Annotated in this window: 12 protein-coding genes; 4 read left to right on the top strand and 8 right to left on the bottom strand. The window is 35.6% G+C overall.

The window, feature by feature from the left end; all coding sequences use genetic code 11:
* Nucleotides 1–14 precede the first annotated feature (14 nt).
* Genes CM19_RS02375 through CM19_RS02365 form a run of 3 tightly spaced genes read left to right on the top strand, consistent with a single transcriptional unit; the run spans nucleotide 15 to nucleotide 2,939 of the window.
* Nucleotides 15–1,157, top strand: a complete 1,143-nt coding sequence (locus CM19_RS02375) for a DUF763 domain-containing protein (protein WP_048098838.1) — start codon at nucleotides 15–17, stop codon at nucleotides 1,155–1,157.
* Nucleotides 1,135–2,250: a citrate synthase/methylcitrate synthase gene (locus CM19_RS02370; RefSeq protein ID WP_048098837.1), complete on the top strand. Its 1,116-nt coding sequence runs from the start codon at nucleotides 1,135–1,137 to the stop codon at nucleotides 2,248–2,250. The genes CM19_RS02375 and CM19_RS02370 overlap by 23 nt, the downstream gene beginning before the upstream one ends.
* A 29-nt stretch (nucleotides 2,251–2,279) precedes the next feature.
* A complete protein-coding gene (locus tag CM19_RS02365) occupies nucleotides 2,280–2,939 on the top strand; it encodes a DUF47 domain-containing protein (RefSeq protein ID WP_048098836.1) in 660 nt (219 codons plus the stop codon).
* Here the strand turns inward: CM19_RS02365 and CM19_RS02360 are convergent.
* On the bottom strand, nucleotides 2,928–3,890 hold the full coding sequence (locus CM19_RS02360; RefSeq protein ID WP_048098835.1) for an inorganic phosphate transporter: 963 nt from the start codon (nucleotides 3,888–3,890) through the stop codon (nucleotides 2,928–2,930). The two genes, CM19_RS02365 and CM19_RS02360, sit on opposite strands and share 12 nt — an antisense overlap.
* Nucleotides 3,877–4,095 carry a ribbon-helix-helix domain-containing protein gene (locus tag CM19_RS02355; protein WP_048098885.1) on the bottom strand — a complete coding sequence of 73 codons (219 nt, stop codon included), beginning with the start codon at nucleotides 4,093–4,095 and terminating at the stop codon, nucleotides 3,877–3,879. Before CM19_RS02355 ends, CM19_RS02360 begins: the two co-directional genes overlap by 14 nt.
* A 118-nt stretch (nucleotides 4,096–4,213) precedes the next feature.
* Here CM19_RS02355 and hel308 point away from each other — a divergent pair, with 118 nt between their 5' ends.
* Nucleotides 4,214–6,322, top strand: coding sequence for an ATP-dependent DNA helicase Hel308 (hel308, locus tag CM19_RS02350; RefSeq protein WP_048098834.1), 2,109 nt, complete (start codon nucleotides 4,214–4,216; stop codon nucleotides 6,320–6,322).
* Here hel308 and CM19_RS02345 read toward each other — a convergent pair.
* The 6 genes from CM19_RS02345 to CM19_RS02320 form a co-directional block, all read right to left on the bottom strand.
* Nucleotides 6,319–7,890, bottom strand: coding sequence for an acyl-CoA carboxylase subunit beta (locus CM19_RS02345; protein WP_048098833.1), 1,572 nt, complete (start codon nucleotides 7,888–7,890; stop codon nucleotides 6,319–6,321). The two genes, hel308 and CM19_RS02345, sit on opposite strands and share 4 nt — an antisense overlap.
* Nucleotides 7,891–7,966: 76 nt before the next feature.
* On the bottom strand, nucleotides 7,967–8,470 hold the full coding sequence (locus CM19_RS02340; protein ID WP_048098832.1) for a biotin/lipoyl-containing protein: 504 nt from the start codon (nucleotides 8,468–8,470) through the stop codon (nucleotides 7,967–7,969).
* Entirely contained in the window at nucleotides 8,470–9,993 is a 1,524-nt protein-coding gene (locus tag CM19_RS02335) for an acetyl-CoA carboxylase biotin carboxylase subunit (protein ID WP_048098831.1), read from the bottom strand. The genes CM19_RS02340 and CM19_RS02335 overlap by 1 nt, the downstream gene beginning before the upstream one ends.
* An 843-nt stretch (nucleotides 9,994–10,836) precedes the next feature.
* Nucleotides 10,837–12,471, bottom strand: a complete 1,635-nt coding sequence (locus CM19_RS02330) for an ABC transporter permease subunit (RefSeq protein WP_048098884.1) — start codon at nucleotides 12,469–12,471, stop codon at nucleotides 10,837–10,839.
* Entirely contained in the window at nucleotides 12,464–13,174 is a 711-nt protein-coding gene (locus CM19_RS02325; RefSeq protein ID WP_048098883.1) for an ABC transporter ATP-binding protein, read from the bottom strand. The genes CM19_RS02330 and CM19_RS02325 overlap by 8 nt, the downstream gene beginning before the upstream one ends.
* A 368-nt stretch (nucleotides 13,175–13,542) precedes the next feature.
* Nucleotides 13,543–15,501: a DEAD/DEAH box helicase gene (locus CM19_RS02320; protein ID WP_235185600.1), complete on the bottom strand. Its 1,959-nt coding sequence runs from the start codon at nucleotides 15,499–15,501 to the stop codon at nucleotides 13,543–13,545.
* Nucleotides 15,502–15,570 lie beyond the last annotated feature (69 nt).

Here is a 15,570-nt window from a genome sequence, read left to right as displayed (position 1 = left end):
AGAAATTAAGTATAATGGAAATAGAGGGAATAGCAGATCTACCGTTACATACTGGTCATGTACCTCCGTGGCTAGTACCCATAATGAAAAGACTAGCTAAAGGTATAGTAGATATAATGAGCCTAGAGTGGGGAACAGATAAAGTAGTTGAAAGACTATCAAACCCTTTGTGGTTTCAGAGCTTTAATAACGCTATTGGAATGGACTGGGATTCCTCTGGTTCAACAACTGTGACCTTAGGTATTCTAAAGGATGTATTAAGTCCTTCGGATGGATTAGTAGTTATTGGCGGAAAGGGAAAGAACGCAAGAAAAGTACCTGAAGAACTTAGGCAAATATCTAAGTATATTGATGTTGACGTAGAATCGGCAGAGAGATCAAGTAGACTTGCAGCAAAGGTAGATACAACGCTCGTTCAAGATGGACATCAACTTTACCATCACTCAATGATAATCTCAGAATCAGGTAAATGGGGGATAATTCAACAAGGAATGAACCCAGAGACAAAGTTCGCTAGAAGATATCACTGGAAAAATACTCAGCAATTTATAGTAGAACCCCATGAGGCTATAGCTGGAATTAAGGGCGTAGCCGTAAACGTTATTGAAAAGGATAAAGAGGGAACAAGAAAAACTATTTTAGATCTATTGAGAGAAAATCCACGAAAAATTGTCGAAAGAATCTCTATAGCAAAATCCGCGTTAAGACACGAAAGTCTAGATTTCTGGTTAACTAACGCATCAGTAGTCGGAATCTCTAAAGAGGCAAGAATAGTATATATGAAACCCATAGATGAATCAAAATTGTTAAAGGTTTTAAACGGTATTTATGAAACAAATCCATCAACTTTAGAGGAGGCTTTACTCTCTGGAATGGGGCCTTCAACTGCAAGAGCGCTCTTCCTAATTTCTGACTTAATTTATAGCGAGCCTCCATCATTTAAGGATCCTGTTAATTATCCGCCAGATCCGTTCAAGTATGCTTACGCAATAGGGGGTAAGGATGGAATTCCGTATCCAGTAAACAGAAGAGTTGCATTAGAAGTTATACATACAATCGAAGAAGTCGTAGAGAAAGCTAAAATAGATAGAAAAGAGAAGGATTTTGCACTAAAAAAATTGAGGGATTTAAGCCATGGAACTAAAAAAGGGACTTGAAGACGTAGCGATAAAGGAAACAGAAATAACATATATAGATGGACAATTGGGAAGATTATACTATAGAGGGTATCCAATATATGATTTAACTGAGTTTTCAACGTTTGATGAAGTAGCTTACCTAATATGGTTTGGAAAATTGCCAAATAGAAAGGAACTACAGGACTTAAAAGAAAAATTTGTAGAAGAAAGAAAAATTTCAGATTCTATTACGGACTACCTTAGAAAAGTTAGAAAGGACGCAAATCCAATGGATGTACTTAGAACTGCTGTTAGTCAAATAGGATTAGAGGATACAAGACCAGGAGATATACGAGAAAAGGCAATATCATTAGCCTCAAAAATACCTATAATAATTTCTTATTTCTCTAGGCTTAGGGATGGAAAAGATATAGTTGAACCTGATCCTTCGCTTTCTCATGTAGAAAACTTTCTTTATATGCTTAATGGCAATAAACCATCACAAGTAGAGTCTAGAACAATGGATGTTACGATGATACTTCATATAGATCATGAAATGAATGCTTCAACATTTGCATGCTTAGTCGTTGCATCCACACTCTCAGACCTTTACTCCTCAGTAGTTGCTGGAATTTCTGCACTTAAAGGACCTCTTCATGGTGGAGCTAACGCTGAAGCGTTAAAGCAGTTCATGGAAATAGGAAGCAAGGAGAATGTAACAGACTACATTATGAAAAGACTTGAAAATGGCCAACGGATAATGGGTTTTGGACATAGAATTTACAAGACCTACGATCCTAGGGCAAGAATACTTAAAGATTATGCAAAAAAGATCACAGAAGAAAGAGGTAATAAGGAACTTTTCGCCATTGCGGAAAAAGTGGACGAAATAGGATGTAAGATCCTTGGAAAAAAGGGGATATATCCTAATGTGGACTTTTACGCAGGAATAGTTCTGTACTCATTAGGATTTAACCCAGATCTCTTCCCTACAGTGTTTGCCTCATCTAGAGTTGTTGGATGGACTGCACATGTAATGGAATACTTAAAGGACAATAAATTAATAAGACCTAAGGCGATATACCGTGGAGAGATCGGTAGAAAATACATCGATCTGGATAGTAGAGAATAGTTTTTATCTATAATACATAGTTAAAACTAATGATAAAGTTAGGAACAAGTAAAGAGGAAGTGCTCTTTAACGAGCTTATTGAGATGGCTCAGAACATAGAAGATGCTTCTTCAGTGTTGAGTGCGCTTTTCCTAGATGTTTTTAAAGGTGATTATTTTTCAGCTACATCAAAAAATATTAAAATTAAATCAATATATGAAAGAATTTCTATGAATAGAGAAGATATTGTTTCAACAATTTACAGAGAAGCGTTTTTACCAGACTTTAAAGAGTCAATGCTATCATTAACTCACTCAATATATTACGTTATGAAATCAGTAAAGGATGCGGGAAGAGCGATGACGTCAAGAAAACCCTCAGAACTTTTATGTCTACAGCTAAAAGAAAATTTCCTTAATTATTTAGCAACAATTAATGAAGCAAGTAAAAAAATGAAACAAATGATCTCCATGTTATCCAATAATATCAAAGAATCGTTGAAGGTAGGTAAAGAAATACAGATGCTTGAAAGAAATGGTGATGAAATTAAGGACTCTATGATACAGAGACTCTACGAGCTTGAAAAAGACAACGAGGTTATAAGTATTTTGCAGATGAAGGATGTTATAACTTTCCTTGATGATATACTCGATAATATGGAAGAGGCTAGCTTAAGTGTTGAAATATTATACTCAACGCTAAAATCCTAGAATACTTTTTATTATTCCAAATGCAGCGAGGGATGATATTATTGCTATAATGGGTGATGTAGCCCAACCTCTAGCTACCTGATATACCTGCCTTTTTACATCATGTCCGAAATTTCTCAGACTAAGGCCAATTACTCCTCCCATTGCAGTTTGAGTTATTGAAATTGGAATACCTAAAACCGCGAATATCTCTGAAATAATGTCACTACCTAAGAGCGCTGAAGTAGCGCTAACATAACCCAGCCTTGTAACTCTAAAGCCAACTACAATGGAAGCTTTTTTTGAGCTGTAATATATCCCAAGGGCAGATGCTATAGCGTAAATTGGAGATACAACGTAAAATGGTGCAAATAAAAGACCCGCTGATACCAGTATTCCAATTGCGTTTGCTCCAGTAACAAAGGCTGTAAAAATTGCGGAAGAAATAATAAGCATCTTATATACTCTGATTTCTCTTATTAGATTGAATTCTCTTTTTGTGAGTTTGGTTAAAATGACAAACATAGCAAGAGAAGCCAAGATAGCTAATAGAGGGGAGAAACCCCAAGAAGCTACTGTAAACCAAAATTTTTCCCAATTAAATAATAGACCTTTGCTTATTACAACCATTACAGCCAGTGAAGGATATATCATTTGGCTCAATGATGATGGAATGCCTGACTTATTCAAATAATAGAAAGATACTACGGATGCAAAAACTGCAGAAAATATTAATGCATATAAAATATTTTGCACATTTCCATGAACAAGACCATAAACTGAGTCTCTTAAAGTATAGCTACCAAGAGATGTTCCTAAAAAAATCGAAATTGCACTTACAAGATAGGATTGTCTTTTTTTTAACGCGTTAGTAGAAAGTAATATACCTATAGCCGTAGCAGAGTTATTACCTCCAACTATAAAAGAGGAAATAATACCAATAACAAAAATTAATAGACTAAGTATTTCCATCGTTTTTCCTACCTAAACTATTAAGATGATTTACGTAGCTTAATATAGCGTCCCTTATCAGCTCGCTTCTACTAAGATAACCCATATTTTTTACTTTTTCATCTATCTTAGCTAGAAATTCTTCCTCAAGTTTGAAAGAAACTGTTACTGTATCGTTTATGTCAATCTCGAACATACCCGGACCCACTTTTTTAATCTGCTCCATTAGAATTACCACAAATACTAAGATAGTAATAAGATAAAAACTTTCTTACGAAAATCTTGATACCTTTTAATCTTAAAGAGCTCGAGCTTTTTAAATAAGCAAAGCCCATTTAAAAAATATGTCGTTTACTTCAGTGTCCGAAGTTAACCTAGATAGTAGAATCTTAGAAATCCTAATTAAGAGAGGAATTAAGGAGTTTAATCCAGTACAAACAGAAGCGATAAATAAAGGATTGTTAAATGGAAGTAGGTTATTAGTAACCTCGCCTACAGGATCTGGTAAGACGTTAATAGCTGAACTTGGAATGTTAACTCATCTACTTTCTGAGGGAGGAAAAGCGATTTACGTAACTCCTCTTAGAGCCCTCACTGCTGAAAAATACAGAGAACTTAAGGATTGGGAATCGTTAGGCTTTAGGGTTGGCATCACATCGGGTGATTATGATAGCGACGATGCGTGGCTTAAAAACTACGACATTATAATAACAACATATGAGAAACTTGATTCCCTTTGGAGAAGAAACCCTAGCTGGATAAAAGATGTAAACTACTTTGTCCTTGATGAGTTCCATTACATTAACGATGGTACGAGAGGCCCAGTAGTTGAGACTGTTGCCATGAGAGCTAGTGGTAAGAAACTTTTAGCCTTAAGTGCAACCATAAGTAATTTCGAAAGAATTTCCAAATGGCTAAATGCAAATGCAGTAATTACAAACTGGAGACCCGTTCCATTAAAAGAAGGAGTGATTTATCCCGAGAGAAAAAAGTTTGTAGTCTTATATAACGATGGAACAAAAATTGAACTAGCTGGTCAAGATCCAATCTTAAGCTACGTTAATTATATGATAGAGGCAGGAGGCCAGGTGCTAGTTTTCAGAAACTCAAGAAAAAATGCAGAGACAACCGCAAGAAAAATAGCGTCCTTCTTGCCAATAAGAAAAGAGTTACAAGAGATCTCAGAAAAAATTAGTGAAGTAGACGATGCAGGAAGTAAAGAAAAAGATGATTTAACCTCTATAGTAAAGTCAGGAGTTGCATATCACCATGCAGGTCTTTCAAGAAGTTTAAGGGAAATTATTGAGTCGGAATTTATAAAAAGGAAGATTAAGGTAATTGTAGCAACTCCAACATTAGCAGCTGGGGTTAACCTACCAGCTAGAGGGGTAATAATTGGTGATATGTATAGATTTAATGGAAAAATTCTGGGATTTCAAGAAGAGATTTCAGTGATGGAATACAAGCAAATGAGTGGAAGAGCTGGAAGACCGGGGTTTGATAAGGAAGGGGAATCAATTATAGTTGTTAGGGATAAAAAGGACGTTGAAAAGAAGATGAAAAAGTATATACTTTCCCCTCCGGAGCCTATAGAATCTAGACTTGGAAATGAGGTCGCTTTCTACTCCTTTATATTAGGAACACTTTCTTCTGAGGGAAAGATGACTTATGACTCTTTATCTGACTTTGCTCACGGTTCTTTACTTGACAGCAAGTTAATTGAGTCTTATCTTAGGCAAGGAGTGACTTGGCTAGAGGAAAATGGATTTATACAAGGAGATGAAGATGACCTTTCTCTGACTAAATTTGGTAAGAGAGTAGCAGACATATACATAAATCCATTTTCAGCAAAAGTCTTTAAGGATTATCTACCTGGAAGAGATATTTCTTGCAACGTAGCTTATCTTCACCTTATGGCATATACTCCTGATGGACCAAGAATAGGAGTTGGAAGAAAGGAAAGAGATGAGTTACTTGACTATGTCCCTTGTCCTCTTTTTATTGAAGAACCAGAAGACGAAGACGAGGAATACAATTATCTATCTGCATTAAAAATAGCAATGATAACTAACGACTGGATAGAGGAGATAGATGATGACGTAATTCTTGAAAAATATAATATAGGTTCAGGTGATTTGAGAACAATAGTTGACACTATGGATTGGCTTAGTTATAGCGCATATAACGTGGCGTCAATCTTAGAAGAGGTAGAGCACCATAACGTCTTAAGAAAACTAAACATGAGAATTAAGGATGGAGTTAAGGAAGAACTCCTTGAAATAATAAAGATCCCAGGAATAGGAAGAAAGAGAGGGAGATTACTCTTTACAAATAATATAAGGAAGCCTGAGGACGTAGTCATGAATCCAGAAAAGGTGAAGAATTTACTCGGAACAAATTTAGGTGAAAAAATTGTTAAAGAGGCTGCTAGACTAATTTCTGGAATTACTTAGAGAGGGATATTTCCGTGTTTCTTAGGATATCTATATTCTCTCTTGTTCTTTAACATTTCTAAAGCATTACTTATAACTCTTCTTGTATCTTTAGGTTCTATTACGTCGTCAACAAGGCCCTTTTCCGCTGCCCAGTAAGGATTAGCAAACAATTTCTTGTACTCAGCAATTCTCTGCTTTAATACGTCTTCTGAATTACTCGCTGACTGTAATTCCTTCCTATACAGAATTCTCACTGCTCCTTCTGGTCCAGTTACTGCGATCTCCGCTGTTGGCCACGCATAGACTAGGTCTGCACCTAGACTCTTGATACTCATTGCAATATGAGCACCTCCATAAGATTTCCTCACAATCATTGTTACTTTAGGAACAGTAGCCTCTGAAAACGCATAAAGCATTTTAGCTCCATGTCTTATAATACCTTTGTACTCTTGTTCTGTACCAGGTATGTATCCAGGAGTATCTACTAAGCTAATTAAAGGAATATTAAACGAATCGCAGAATCTTATAAATCTCGATGCTTTATCTGCAGCATCAATATCTATTGCGCCCCCCATATAGTTAGAATTATTTGCAACAATTCCAATTACACTACCTCCAATTCTGGCGAAACCCACAACAATGTTCTGAGCCCAATGTTTATGTACTTCTAAGAACTCCCCTCCATCAACTATCCTATATATAACTTCCTTCATGTCAAAGGGTTTAGCTGGATCTGTAGGGACTATATTTTCAACTTCCTTAACATCTCTATCAATGGGATCTCCAGTATCTATGTAAGGAGGTTCCTCCATATTATTTGAAGGTAAGTAAGATAGGAGCCTTTTTGTAGTTGTAATAGCTTCCTGTTCATTTTCAACCATGAAATGCACAACTCCAGACTTAGTAGCATGAACTACGGCTCCACCAAGATCCTGGAACGTTACATCCTCTCCTAAAACTACCTTTGTTATTTCGGGACCGGTTACAAACATATAATACGCTTCGCCTTTGATCATTATAATAAAGTCTGTCAGAGCAGGAGAGTATACTGCGCCCCCAGCCGCTGGACCTGCCATTATTGTAATTTGAGGAACTACTCCAGAAGCCATAACGTTCATCTTAAAAACTGCACCGTATCCCTCTAAAGCTACTGCACCTTCTTGGATTCTAGCTCCTCCAGAGTCATTTATTCCAACAATAGGTGCTCCTACTTTTAGCGCTTGCTCATAAATTCTTACAATTTTATTTGCATGAGTTTCTCCTAAAGTTCCACCAATAGCCGTAAAATCCTGAGAGTAGGAAAAAACAAGTCTTCCATCCACTTTCCCCCATCCAGCAATTACACCGTCTCCATAAGCTTTTACTTTATCTAAACCGAATTCCGTAGCCCTTGTAGTAGCGAATATCATGACCTCATTAAAGGTTCCTTCATCATATAGAGATGAAAGTCTTTCCCTAGCAGTTAACTTTCCCTTACTATGCTGGATATTTATTTTATCTTCTCCTCCTCCTAAATATGCCTTTGCCTTTAATTCTTTTAGTTCATCTATTAATTTTCCAATAGGCGGTTTTTCATATACAGTCATATAGCTTCACCCAATATATTTATTCTATTCTTTTAACTTTAACTCTTTAAACATTAGGATTTTTATTAATGAAAAATTATTTTATTAAAACTAGAGTATCTCCTTTCTTAACTCCTTGTCCTTGTTTCACTAAGATTTTATCAACGACTCCGGCAACAGGTGCAGAAATTACCGTTTCAGACTTCATTGCTTCCACTGATAATAGAGGTTGCCCCTTATTCACAGCATCACCCTCCTTTACCCTAATCATTACAACTCTTCCTTGAAGAGGTGAGATTACTTCTCCTTCCCTTCCCCTTATCATTTCCTCTACTGATTGCCCCTCTTTGCTAGGTAGCTCAACTATTCTCTCTACTTTGAAAACACTAGCATTGTCCACTAACACATAGCCGTTATCTAAAAATACGCTATGCGGTTCGCCATTAACCTTGAATATATATTCGTTTTCTCTAGTGCCCTTACCTAAAAATTCTATGTCAAACTCATTAGTCTCTGACTTTACCTTATCATTATTGCCTTGAGTGTCAAAAGACATTAAATAAGTGTCTCCAGTTTCTGAGTAAATTCTCATTAATTTCATTACCACATCACCCTCACATTAGCTTGCGAGTTTAGTCCATATGTTTTCCAAGCGGATCTCTGAATTACTGCTCTTTGGGGTTGAGTTGTTCTGTTTAATCCTCTAGCCTGAATTTCTGCAGCTAAAGCTGCCCTCATTTCCTCTTGATATCTTAGTTCCTTTACGAATCTTTCGGTTTTTTCAGCTATATATGATGTACTAAACTTTCCCTCTTGAAAATCTGGATCCCTCATAATCCACTTATATAGTTCTATTGTTGTTTTTATGCCACCAATTTTGTAGTCATTTAAAGCCCTTATTCCAGCTTCTATTGCCCTTGGTCTACTTTCTCCATAAACTATTAATTTTGAAACGAGTGAATCATAAAAAGGTGGGACCCAGCTATTAGTATCTACACCGCTATCTACTCTCACTCCCGGTCCAGTAGGTTCCTTATAATATGTTATAAAACCAGAATTTCCAGTGAAGCCGTTTATTGGATCTTCTGCATTAATCCTGTATTCTATTGCTGAGCCTCTTACCCTCCTATTTAGCTCTTCTTGTGTAAAAGGCAAGTGTTCTCCAGCAGCTAAAAGTATTTGCATTTTTACCAGATCGATCCTAAATATTAGTTCTGTTGTTGGATGCTCAACTTGAAGTCTCTTGTTCAACTCTAAGAAGTAAAAGTCTCTTGTTGCATCTGAGAAAGCTGTCTCAAACGTACCCATAGTAAAGTAGTTTATTATTTGTCCAAACTTCACTATTGGTTCAAACATTGACTCTCTTTCTTCCATTTTTAAAGCTGGTGAAGGGGCTTCTTCTATTAGCTTCTGATTTCTTCTTTGAATTGTACATTCCCTTTCCCATGCAACTACGTACCCACCATACTTATCTCCTATTAACTGAAATTCAATATGTCTTGGGTTTACTGCGTATTTCTCTATATAAAGATCAGATTTGCCAAAGGCTTGTAGCGCCAATCTTTTGTTTCTTTCCCATACATCGACTAGCTGGTCTGAATTATCTACTCTGGTTATTCCTACTCCTCCTCCTCCGCTTGCAGCTTTAACCATTATTGGATAACCAATTTTCTCGGCTAATTTGAGCGCTTCATCTAGGGACGAAATTGGTCCGTCGGAACCAGGAGCAGTAGGAACTCCGGCCATATTAGCAACTTTTTTTCCATCTAGTTTGTCCTTGATCTTGTTCATTACTTCAGATGAGGGGCCTATAAACGTCATTCCCGCCTTTTCTACCGCCTCTACAAAGCTAGCATTTTCTGAGAGAAATCCATATCCAGGGTGAACAGCGTCAGCGTGAGCTTTCTCTGCAGCATCGACTATATGCTGAATATTCAAATAACTATCAAGCGCTGGTGCTTTTCCTATATTATATGCTTCATCAGCGTACTTAACGTGAACTGCATACTTATCAGCATCAGAATAAACCCCTATTGCCTTCATCCCCATTTCTTTTATACCTTTCATTACTCTTACTGCTATTTCCCCCCTATTTGCTACCAAAACTTTTCCGAAAGGTGGCATTTCTAATCAATAGTATATGTTTAGAAGAGTTTTAAATACTTTTATCTTATGAATTTTCTCATTGAGATTTTAAAAAAGATCAGCGTTCGTGCGTTTCTTCACGAATCAGTTCCCGAGTTCCACATCACTACTTATATATCGAGAACGGGATATTTGAGTTTACCTTATCAAACAAATTTTCACAGTATTTGAATTTCATAAACTTTTATGGACTCTTCTGACTTCCTCCTAGCTCTGAAAAGCGAGATTTTCAGTTATAATATTTGCTCAATAATATTTTCTTTCAATAAATACTACTTTTATTAATAAAACTCGTTAATATCATCAAGGCAGAATAAATAATACATTTCATAATATTTTAGGCCATTTCTACAGTTTCACTTAGATTATAAAAATTTTAAATTATAGCTTTAATATTTCAAAATAATATATATATATATCATAAAAAATAGTAATACGAGTTCCAGAAGTGAGTAAGGTAGAACAGAATAAGGAACGATAAAAGGAAGAAGTTAAGGACGTGCGGATTCCCCCTACCCTACCCAGCGAATCTGAGCATGACCTTTAACACTACGGGATGGGTTATCCCGTCAGTGGAGTGTTCAGATGGGAACAGAAGGTGGTGAAGCCTAAGGGTTCACTAACAAGACAATAAATGTCCGTAAAGCTCAAACCCCATTTCAATTACTAATAGCAGATAACTTTTATATCTCTATAAAAATTGCGAATATCGTATTCTAAATTATAATACATAAAATCAGAAATTTTATATATTAATATTTCTTTAACTTCTAATGAAAAATTCTATATATCCTAAAGTATAAGGTAGACTATTAATTTAAATCAAGCGGCATAAACTCCTTCTTCCGCTACGTATTTTTCTCTAGCTAAGTCCATCATTCTCCTTGTAAACAATATAGAATAAATCACTACAACTATCGCAAAAATAAGGGAAAGCCAACCTACTAGTGCAAGATCACCATGATTGTCAGCTAGTGCTATAGCTTTCATTAACCCTATTTTAACCTCTAGAGTATGTCCAGCAAATATGTCTGGCCAATATTCACCTATTGCTAATCCTCCCCACGCGCTATTGATCGTGCTTGATAACCCAGCGACTATATACGGAAATGTACCAGGTAATAAGACTCTTCTCATTCTCGTACGAAATCCCATCTTGTAGTTTTTCATTATTTCCCAGTATTCACTAGGTAAATTCTTTACACCTAACCAAAAACTATAAAATATATAGTAAAACGTTGAGACGAACCCGAGCAATATTACATAAAACTCATTGGTAAATGGACCTAAAACTGAGCTTACATAACTATACGTAAATCCATATAATAGCGGGAAATATGCTGGTGCTGGGAAAGCTGCTATACTTTGTATTATAGGAACACCAATTCTATCTGCTATTGGTCTAGTAGCAAAATAATATCCTAGAAAAACTGCGAAAAGGAATGATAAGAGTGCAATAAAGGCTACTCTAGCGTAATCATAAGCTAAGTTAACTAGATCGAATGGTGTGGTTGAAATTATATAACTCCAAGTAGATGGAGAAACAGAACTTACTACGGTGTAGGTTAAATAACTTAAAATCACAAGAATTACTATTCCTATGCCTCTTCCAATGATCTTATTTGGAAGTTTTATTTTCCTTTTTTCATGATCTTCTTTATCTCTTTCTCTTCTAGATATAAAATATGGGGGTTTAGTTAAATATTTTGATAATCTTGATATGGCTGACTTAGCGCTATAAAGTCTCGCAGTATACCTCACCCTAATCCTACCTCTTTTAAGAAAACTTTCCCTCTCTTCCGTATCTAACCCATATTTTTGTACGGAATACTCAGCGTATTCCCTTAGGAGAAATGTTATTAACGTTGTAAATACTGCTAAAATTCCTAATGCATATAACGCATCAGTATAATCTCCTTCGGCAGTAAAATCTGCTATTAAGGTTCCTATTCCAAAAACTTGAAAAACTTTTGTTCCTATACTAAAAACCTCACTTACAGTAATATAAAATAAAGCATCTGCAAAGCTTGGAATCAGATTTGCTGATATTCTTGGAATAGAATAGGGGATATATAATCTTGCCATTTTCCCTAAAAATCCAAACCTATAATTTTCAGATACCTCTAATAGATTTTCAGGGATTGTCTTAAAAGCTTGATAAATTCCCATCCATATATTCCACACAACTGCTGTAAATACTAAAAATATAACGGCGAGTTGTATTCCTAATTGTCCTCCTATTACTAATACAAAGAAAATAAGAACGACAGGGAAAAAGGATATTACAGGTACGGATTCTAGTATCTCAGAAAGTGAGATATATACGTTTTCGAAAGTTTTGTTCTTTATAGCGACATAAGCTAAAAACCAACCTGTTACTATGGAGAGAATTATTGTTATGAATACTCTTGATAACGTTAATAAAATTGCAAAAAGAGTAACTCCTAAATCAAGCATTTTTACCATCCTTTACAGTTTTGCTAATAGGGGTTAACAGAGCGTATAGTTCATCTAAGTATTCTTGAAAACGCGAATCCCTAGGATTTCTAGGCCTATCTAAATCTATTTTAACTTCCCCTATCACAGATGCTGGACTACCGTTAAGCACATACACTCTATCAGAGAGTTCAACAATCTCGCTCAGGTTATGTGACACAAGGACAACTGATTTTAAAGGTGTCTCTTCATTAAACAAGATAGAATATATTTCATGTCTTAGGCCCTCAGCCGTCAGCTCATCAAGGTGAGCAAACGGTTCATCCATCAAAAGGACCACTGGATCCGCTGCTAAAGCTCTAGCAATAGTTACTCTCTGTCTCATTCCTCCGCTCAATTGTTTTGGATAAAAGTTTTCAAAGCCTTGTAAGCCTACAATCTCGAGCATTTTCCTTGCTATCTTATCCTCCTCATCCTTAGGGAGTTTTTTGTACTTTATTCCTAGTTTAACATTATCTAAAGCAGTATACCAAGGAAATGTTGCTATTGACTGATGAATCAGCGAGATCTTTGGTGTTGGCTCGACTATCTTTTTTCCTAATAATCTTACTTCACCTTTATATGGCTTAATAAATCCGCCTAGAACCCTAAGAAGCGTTGACTTTCCTACCCCAGAAGGACCAGCAATAGCGACTAATTCACCATCACTAGCAAATAAATTTATATCGTCAAATACAATAACACCATTAGAATACTTAAAGCCAACATCAATTGCCTCTAAGATTCTTCCATCTGTATTCCCTTGCAAACCTCGATTTAATTTCTTAAAAAGCTTTCTATAATGAAGTACACAATTCAGAATATTAGTCATTTGCGAAAGTTCTTAGTTAAATTTTATAGTAGATAAGAATAAAATTTCATAAAAATATTGAAAACAATTATTTCATATCCACTTCTATTTGTTCATTTATTAAAATGGTAAATCACTATACTTTAGTGAACTAGAAATTATTAAAATTTTAAATATAAAAATTTTATATGCTATTTCTTGTGTGAAAAATCTACGCTCACGTAAAGTCATCAGTAAAGTTTTCATGATGAAAAAGGAGGAATAAATAGTTCATCCCCATCCTTTACAATATATCCCATCCTGTAAAGCCTTCTTATCGCATCTATTCCAAAGTGTTTAACTTCTGACAATTTAAATCGTTTATTATAGAACTTTTCAACGACTCTTTTCATCTCATAAACTGTGAGGTCGTTTGAGTAGATCTCCTTACAAACACCGTCAGGAGAGTAACCTAGATTTATAAGTAAAGACTTAATAGGTGGAGATCCTGCTAATATGCATAACTGAATATCGCTATTTATCCCTCTTTGCAAAAATTTCATGACTAGATTTCTATCTAATCCTAGTTTGGCTAGTTTAATTCCATCAAATGGTACTCCAAACTCAATTTGATAGTGTAACTTTAACGCATCTTTACTTTCATCTTTTCCTAAGGCTCTTAGAACTCTGTACAGTGCAAACGAGATCCACTTGGCATTAGATAAGACCTCGTTTATGTCCTTATCTGAAAGATTTTCGCATAGACCTGAAATATTTTCGCCCTCAGACCATTTCCTTATTAGTTCCTTTCCAGATTTACAACCTCTAAGTGACTGTAGAACTATGTTAGAAGAGGAAACTACTGACAGTGGATCATTAACTAAACCAGATTGAAAGCCCTTCATTACATCTATACCTATATAACTCATTGAGACAGCTCTTCCTAGTTTAGTTAATCTAACTTTTTCATTTTCCTTTTCTACAAGGCTCACAGAATAAAGGCTAGTGATCGATGAATCTACATCTTCTTCTTTTACTGCTGAAAACTTTAAACTTCCTTTAACTATACTATATATTTCCTTTGATCTCTTATTTTCATTCCATGAAATAATTCCTAAAATTAGTTCATCTAATGTATATTTCTTTTCCGAACCCTTCAATTCTTGAGTAAAATATCTCTGACTAAATTCTTCTGCCTGCCTCATAGACGTTGAAATAATTATCGCCATACCTTCACTGTCATAACCTGGTCTTCCGGCTCTTCCAGCCATTTGAAGGAATTCTATTGGAGTTATGTCCTTCCAACCCTTAAAATTTCCATTTTCATCAGACTCTGGCAAGCTTAAATCGTAAAAAATTGACGCGAAAACAGGTAGGTTTACCCCTTGTCCTAAGGCCGTAGTTGAAACTATGACGTTCAGGTTACCAGATTTAAGTAACTCAACAATTTTCTTCCTCTCCTCTAAAGGTATTCCACTGTGGTAGTGAGAGGCTTTATAACCAAACTTCTTTAATGTATCAGCTAGCCACTCAGTCGATTTCCTACTTTTAACAAATACTATGGCGTTCTTACCTAGAGCTGTAACATAATTTAAAGTTGCTGTTAATATTTGAAGTTTATCACTTCTAATTCCATTTATTGGATTAAGAGGAATCTTATTTGAATTATCATAACATTTTATAACATATGGATAGGCTATACATAAATGAAGAGGGACTTTTCTCTTTTTATAGTCTATAATTTGAGCGTTTAACCACCTAGAATATTCGTCTATATTAGGTAAAGTTCCACTTAGGGCTACAATCTGAGAAGAGTTATTCTTAGCCCAAAGGACTATGTTTTCAATGGCTAACCCTCTATCTTCCTCGACACTATGTATTTCATCGATTATAATCATCTTAACCTTCGTAAGCCAACGATAATTATGCCTTATCGCGCTATCAAATTTTTCATAAGTTGCTAATAAAACGTCTGAATTTAAGGATCTTAGATCGTCCTCGTAAACATCTGAATCTGAATACTTAACTCTTATCTTATCCTTAAGATCTTCGTAAACTTCCCTTGAAAGAGCTTTTAGAGGTGAGACATAGACCGCTAATCCAGGAGAGTTAGCTAAAAGATATTTTGCTAAGTACGTCTTTCCCGAACCAGTTGGAGCGGAAATTAGGAAATTTTTATCCGTACTATACCTCTCCATAAAGACACTGAATAGCTCAGACACTTCTTATTTAGAAAGGAAAAGAAATTTAAGAGCTTTAGCTTTATCTTCCTAGGGATTAGGGGACAGAAG

Origin of the sequence: Candidatus Acidianus copahuensis, from assembly GCF_000632495.1 — an archaeon.
Classification (GTDB): domain Archaea; phylum Thermoproteota; class Thermoprotei_A; order Sulfolobales; family Sulfolobaceae; genus Acidianus; species Acidianus copahuensis.
This window is presented reverse-complemented; position numbering and strand designations above follow the sequence as displayed.

Excerpts from the sequence above, each read along its gene's own strand:
- hel308 (WP_048098834.1), top strand. The coding sequence starts at position 4,214 with ATGTCGTTTACTTCAGTGTCCGAAGTTAACCTAGATAGTAGAATCTTA.
- CM19_RS02335 (WP_048098831.1), bottom strand. The coding sequence starts at position 9,993 with ATGCCACCTTTCGGAAAAGTTTTGGTAGCAAATAGGGGGGAAATAGCA.
- CM19_RS02365 (WP_048098836.1), top strand. The coding sequence starts at position 2,280 with ATGATAAAGTTAGGAACAAGTAAAGAGGAAGTGCTCTTTAACGAGCTT.
- CM19_RS02340 (WP_048098832.1), bottom strand. The coding sequence starts at position 8,470 with ATGAAATTAATGAGAATTTACTCAGAAACTGGAGACACTTATTTAATG.
- CM19_RS02360 (WP_048098835.1), bottom strand. The coding sequence starts at position 3,890 with ATGGAAATACTTAGTCTATTAATTTTTGTTATTGGTATTATTTCCTCT.
- CM19_RS02375 (WP_048098838.1), top strand. The coding sequence starts at position 15 with ATGGAAATAGAGGGAATAGCAGATCTACCGTTACATACTGGTCATGTA.
- CM19_RS02330 (WP_048098884.1), bottom strand. The coding sequence starts at position 12,471 with ATGCTTGATTTAGGAGTTACTCTTTTTGCAATTTTATTAACGTTATCA.
- CM19_RS02345 (WP_048098833.1), bottom strand. The coding sequence starts at position 7,890 with ATGACTGTATATGAAAAACCGCCTATTGGAAAATTAATAGATGAACTA.
- CM19_RS02355 (WP_048098885.1), bottom strand. The coding sequence starts at position 4,095 with ATGGAGCAGATTAAAAAAGTGGGTCCGGGTATGTTCGAGATTGACATA.
- CM19_RS02370 (WP_048098837.1), top strand. The coding sequence starts at position 1,135 with ATGGAACTAAAAAAGGGACTTGAAGACGTAGCGATAAAGGAAACAGAA.